The sequence below is a fragment of the Pseudomonas sp. genome (genome assembly GCF_050739655.1).
Taxonomy (GTDB): domain Bacteria; phylum Pseudomonadota; class Gammaproteobacteria; order Pseudomonadales; family Pseudomonadaceae; genus Aquipseudomonas.
In genome coordinates this window covers 1-5440 of sequence record NZ_JBOIBY010000595.1, presented here as the reverse complement: position 1 = coordinate 5440, position 5440 = coordinate 1, and the positions used below count along the sequence as shown (strand labels likewise).

Genomic DNA, 5440 nt, shown 5'->3' with positions numbered 1-5440 from the left:
CGGAAATTCTGAATGAACGCGGCGTCCTGAAATTTTTCGCGAGCAAGCTCGCTCCTACAAATGCCTTAGCTGACCGGCATTAGGGCAAGCCTCGCTCCTACAGGGTTACGCAGTGTTTTGAAGGTCGTTTCTGGAGACTGAAATGCCAGCAATGTTCGATTTGATCAATTTCGGCGAGCACGGATGGGGTGGAGCGCTGCTCAAAGGGCTGTGGATGACCCTGCAGATCTCGGCCGGGGCCTTTGTACTCGGGCTGGCCATCGGTCTGGTGGTGGCGTGCCTGAAGTTGGGCGCGCCAAAACCGATCGCCGCCGTGGCGCGCGGTTACACCACCTTGTTCCGTGCCGTCCCTGAGCTGTTGCTGATCCTGTTGCTGTACTACGTCGGGTCCATGCTGCTCAATTCGCTGATGACATCGCTCGGTTACGAGGTGGTGAATGTCAGCGGCCCATTGGCGGCCATCGTGGTATTGGGGCTGGTGCAGGGCGCCTACGCCTCGGAGATTTTTCGCGCGGCGATCCAGGCCATTCCCTATGGCCAGATCGAAGCAGGCAAGGCCTTCGGCTTGCATGGCGTGGGCCTGTTCCGTCGGGTGACGCTGCCGATCATGGCGCCGTATGCCATGGCAGGCATGGCCAACCTTTGGATCAACCTGATCAAGGACAGCGCCCTGATCAGCGTGGTCGGCACCAATGAGTTGTTGTACACCGCCAAGCAAGCGGCGGGTTCGACGCGTCACTATCTGTTGTTCTACCTCACGGCCGCGGCGCTGTATTACGCGGTGACGCTGGTGTCCAACTACCTGTCGGGACGGCTTGAGCGACGCATTCGTCGCTGGATGCCTCTTGTTGACTAAACCGGCTGAGTAAATGAAATGATTCCAGCGTGGACAGTTGAATACGCATCGCTGTTGTTCAGGGGCCTGCAAACGACCATCGCCATTCTGTTGATTTCCAGTGTGCTGGGTTACGCACTGGCGATTCTGGTGGCCTTGGCGCGGATCTCGAAAAACACCGTGATCGCCAAGCTCAGCCTGTTTTACACCAGCGTGACCCGAGGCACGCCGTTGCTGATCCAGATCTACATCTTCTACTACGGCCTGGGCAGCCTGTTCGCGCAGTTTCCGCTGATTCGCGGCAGTTTCCTCTGGCCTTATCTGCGCGACGGCTACTGGTACATCGTGTTCGCCCTGGTGGTATCGGTGGGGGCCTATGTCGGGGAAGTGATTCGCAGCGGCCTGCTGGCGGTGCCCAAGGGTGAGATGGAAGCGGCCTCAGCGTTTGGCATGACGGCACGTCAGTCTTTGTTGCGCGTGCGTCTGCCTCGGGCGCTGCGCTTGTTGTTACCGACCCTGGCCGGGGAAACCGTGATGTTGCTCAAGTCCACGGCGCTGGCCTCGACCATTGCGGTAATCGATTTGCTGGGCGCGGCGAACGTGGTCCGCGCCCAGACCTTGCAAGTGTATGAACCGTTGTTGCTGGTGGCCGGTGTCTACGTCTGCCTGACATTCCTGATCGAGGCCTTGTTCGCCTTTGTTGAGCGTCGGGGAACCCCGGTACGCAGGTCCGCATGATGAAAAAGCCAAAGGTTGACCGCTCGTTGCAAGGCATTGGCCTGTGCACCCTGGGCTATGCGTTCCTGTCTTTGCAGGACGCCGGGATCAAGTGGCTGGTGGCCGATTATTCGGTGGTCACGATTTTGTTCTGGCGTGCGTTCGTCGTGGTGGTCGCCTGCTTGCTGGTGGGCCGAACGCAACTGATCCGTCGTGCGTGGCGCTCGCCCAGTCGGCGTTTGCTGGTGGTGCGCGGATTGCTGTCGATTGCGGCCTGGCTGCTGTATTACACGGCGGCCCGGGACCTGACCCTGGCGGAAATGACCACCCTGTATTTCTCGGCACCGATCATGGTCACGGTGCTGGCCACGGTGATCCTCAAGGAGCGCGTCACGGGTTGGCAGTGGTTCACCCTGATCATCGGTTTTGTCGGCGTGATCATCGCCTGTCGCCCCAACAACCTGGCCGACCCGGTGCCGATTGTCCTGACGTTGCTGGCGGCGATGTGCTGGGCGGTCACCTACATCCAGTTGCGCCAGGTGGATGACCAGACTTCCGTGCTGGAACAGATGCTGATCACCAATGTGGTGTTTGTCATTTGCATGGCGGTGGCGTTGCCCTGGAATCACACGCCGTCACCGACGCCGGCCTGGCTGGGCATGCTCGGCGCAGGGCTGCTGGGCGGTATCGGTCAGTTCCTGCTGTTTGCCAGTTTCCAGCGCGCCACCGCCACGGTGCTGGCGCCTTTCGAATACACCGGGCTGATCTGGGCATTCATGTTGTCGAGCCTGATCTGGGGCACGCTGATGGATGTGTCATTGATGGTCGGTGCCGGACTGATTGCGGTCAGCGGAACCCTGGCGATGATTTTTGGCCGGCATTCGTCACAGGACATCGTCGGCGCTGAATGCTCCGTGTCGCAGCCGCTGTATCCAGCAACGGTAGATAGCGAGGGTGAAGGAGCACCCCTCGATCCAGAGGCCGTCGAGCATCGCTGATAAACACGACAGGAGGGCAGGTGTATGGCGCAGGATGTTTCGTTCAACGTTCATAACAACAACGGCGATGCAGTACAGGTCAGTGCCTGGCGGTTCGAAGGTGATGGTAGTGGGCCGAACGTGCACCTGCAGGCTGGCGTGCATGCCGATGAAATCGCCGGGATGCTGGTACTGCATTTGTTGATGCAGCGACTGCAGATTGCCGAATCCGAGGGTCGACTCAAGGGCAGCGTGACCGTGGTGCCACAAGCCAATCCGCTGGGCATTGGCCAGTTTCGCCAGGGGCGGATTCTCGGCCGATTCCACGATGCGACCGGGCAGAACTTCAACCGTGGTTTTGACCAGTCCGCCGCGATGGAACGACCTTCGACCAACGTCCAGGAATGGCAAAAGCAGCTGGTTGAACTGGCCGCCAGTGCAGACGTGATGCTCGACCTGCACACCGATGACGAAGCGCTTCCCTATCTTTACCTGCACCGCAGCTTCTGGCCCCGTGGCCATGATCTGGCGGTGGCGATGAAAATGGACCTGGCGATTATCTGGGATGACGGCGGCGACGGCTCCTTCGAGGAGACCATCATTGCGCCGTGGCTGCGCAAAGGGACCACCCACGGGCGCATGGCCGCGACCCTTGAGCTGCGAGGGCAGGGCGACGTCAACGACCGCCTGGCCGAACAGGATGCCGAAGGGCTGTATGCCTGGCTATGTGGTTTCGGGGTCATCGAAGAGGCCCTGACACCCAGTGATTGGCCGGTTGAGGTCAAGGTCATGGCGCAAATGGAGACCATCCTCGCGCCACAATCCGGCGTGCTGATCTTTGAAAAAGAGCTGGGTGACTTCGTAGAGGAGGGCCAGCGTTTTGCCCGGATCCTGCGCCGCCCCGGTGATCCATCCTCCGAAGTGGTGCTGGTAGCCGAACAAACCGGGCGCATGATCACTCGCTATCGTGATCGACTGATTGCTCAAGGGGCAGTGGTGGCGAAATTTACCGGCACCCGCGAGTCGCGCAACTGGAACGGGGGGTTGCTGGACCCGAACTAGCAGGCGAGCGGGGCGGGAGTCAGTCAGCATACGGTTCGGCAAATCTGACAACCGTTCATCGCTGAACTACGCTGCCATACGAACCCCTGACCTGAAACCTGTGACGTAAGGAAGTGACACATGCGGAGCAGGTTGCTCGCTGTCTTGTTGGTTGTTTTCGGTCTGTTTTGGTCGGTGCAGTTGTGGGCCGAAGAATCATCGGTCACCGCTGACTCTGCCGTTGAACTGAAAATCGCCAACCGCAGCATCATGATGTTTCGCGCAAACGTTCTTGGCGAAGGGCCGGCATCGCGCGCCAAACGAGCGAAAGCGGTGATCAGCGAAGTGCTGGATGACGCGGACAATCTCACCGTCACCCTCGACCCGATCATGAAAAGCTACATGGTGCTGCTGGGCAGCCGGCGTGCCTTTATCGTTGCGCCCGGTGATTTCGACGAGGCCGAATACGACTCGGTACAACAGGCTGCGCAAGCCGCCGCCGAAAAGTTGCGATTGGTGGTGGCCGAGACACAGGAAGCCCGCAACCTGCGATTGATCATCCGGTCCATCGTTGCGGCGCTTATTGCTACCGGCATCTACATCGGCTTGCTGCTGGGCATGTCCTTCCTGCGACGCAAACTGCTGAAGAAACTGCCCGAACTGATGCATCGGCATACTCAGGCCCTGAAGGTCGGACGGGTTCCGCTGTTCGACGCCCATTACCTGTATCCGCTGGTCAGCCGGTTACTGGAATTACTGCGTTGGGCCGTGGTGTTGCTGCTTACGTATGAGTGGCTCGGGTTTGTCCTGTCGCGTTTCCCCTATACACGGCCGTGGGGTGAAAGCCTCAACAACTACCTGCTGGAAGTCGCCGGCTATTTGCTGCAAGGGATCGTCGGCGCCATACCTGGACTGGGCGTGGCGCTGGCGATCTTTTTCATCGCCCGTGGCGCAACGGTTTTCATGCGCCGGATACTGCGGCGCATGGCGATGCCGGGCACCTTGAGCTGCCTGAACCATGAAACCCTGCAACCGACCCAGCGCCTGACGTCCCTGGCGATCTGGCTGTTTGCGCTGGCGATGGCGTATCCCTATTTGCCGGGCGCCGGTACCGATGCGTTCAAAGGCCTCTCGGTGTTGATCGGCCTGATGATTTCCCTCGGTGCCACCAGTGTCGTGGGGCAGGCGGCTGCCGGGTTGATCCTGACCTACACCCGAACCTTACGCCCCGGCGAGTTTGTGCGCATTGGCGACTACGAAGGCACGGTCACGGAACTTGGCATGTTTACCACGAGCATTCGCACCGGTCTGGGAGAAGTGCTGACCCTGCCCAATTCGATGATCACTGGCACCGTTACCAAGAACTATTCGAGGACCGTCCAAGGCCCTGGCTATGTGGTGGATACGGTCGTGACCATCGGCTACGACACACCGTGGCGTCAGGTGGAAGCGATGCTGTTGGAAGCCGCCTATCGCACGCCGGGAATTCTCGAAGTGCCACCGGCCCAGGTGTTCCAGACAGCATTATCGGATTTTTACCCCGAATACCGATTGGTGGCCCAGGCCATTCCAAGCCAGCCTCGGCCGCGCGCGGTGCTGCTAAGCATGCTGCATGCGAACATCCAGGACGTTTTCAACGAGTACGGCGTGCAGATCATGTCGCCGCACTATCTGGGGGATCCAAACGAAGAGAAGCGGGTGCCGAAGGAGAAGTGGTACACGGCACCGGCGCAAGAGCCGAAGGAGACTTGAAGACGCCTGGACGGGGATACATTCAACATCCATGGCGTCTGACTCACCGCTTTCGCGGGCAAGCCACGCTCCCACAGGGTTTTGTGGTGTCCATGGATCTAGTGGTCGACCCATGAAC

General features: G+C 59.8%; 5 protein-coding genes. All 5 read left to right on the top strand.

What is annotated here, in order from left to right:
• Nucleotides 1-142: 142 nt before the first annotated feature.
• On the top strand, nt 143-856 hold the full coding sequence (locus ACRESJ_RS28470) for an ABC transporter permease (protein WP_431760851.1): 714 nt from the start codon (nt 143-145) through the stop codon (nt 854-856).
• A gap of 18 nt (nt 857-874) precedes the next feature.
• Nucleotides 875-1573, top strand: coding sequence for an ABC transporter permease subunit (locus ACRESJ_RS28465; protein ID WP_431760850.1), 699 nt, complete (start codon nt 875-877; stop codon nt 1571-1573).
• Complete coding sequence (locus ACRESJ_RS28460) at nt 1573-2550, top strand: DMT family transporter (RefSeq protein ID WP_431760849.1); 978 nt, start codon at nt 1573-1575, stop codon at nt 2548-2550. Before ACRESJ_RS28465 ends, ACRESJ_RS28460 begins: the two co-directional genes overlap by 1 nt.
• 24 nt (nt 2551-2574) lie before the next feature.
• A complete protein-coding gene (locus tag ACRESJ_RS28455; protein ID WP_431760848.1) occupies nt 2575-3591 on the top strand; it encodes a succinylglutamate desuccinylase in 1017 nt (338 codons plus the stop codon).
• 120 nt (nt 3592-3711) lie between these two features.
• Nucleotides 3712-5322: a mechanosensitive ion channel family protein gene (locus ACRESJ_RS28450; protein WP_431760847.1), complete on the top strand. Its 1611-nt coding sequence runs from the start codon at nt 3712-3714 to the stop codon at nt 5320-5322.
• Nucleotides 5323-5440: the final 118 nt, after the last annotated feature.

Coding starts and splice junctions, on each gene's coding strand:
- ACRESJ_RS28470 (WP_431760851.1), top strand. CDS start 143: ATGCCAGCAATGTTCGATTTGATCAATTTCGGCGAGCACGGATGGGGT.
- ACRESJ_RS28465 (WP_431760850.1), top strand. CDS start 875: ATGATTCCAGCGTGGACAGTTGAATACGCATCGCTGTTGTTCAGGGGC.
- ACRESJ_RS28460 (WP_431760849.1), top strand. CDS start 1,573: ATGAAAAAGCCAAAGGTTGACCGCTCGTTGCAAGGCATTGGCCTGTGC.
- ACRESJ_RS28455 (WP_431760848.1), top strand. CDS start 2,575: ATGGCGCAGGATGTTTCGTTCAACGTTCATAACAACAACGGCGATGCA.
- ACRESJ_RS28450 (WP_431760847.1), top strand. CDS start 3,712: ATGCGGAGCAGGTTGCTCGCTGTCTTGTTGGTTGTTTTCGGTCTGTTT.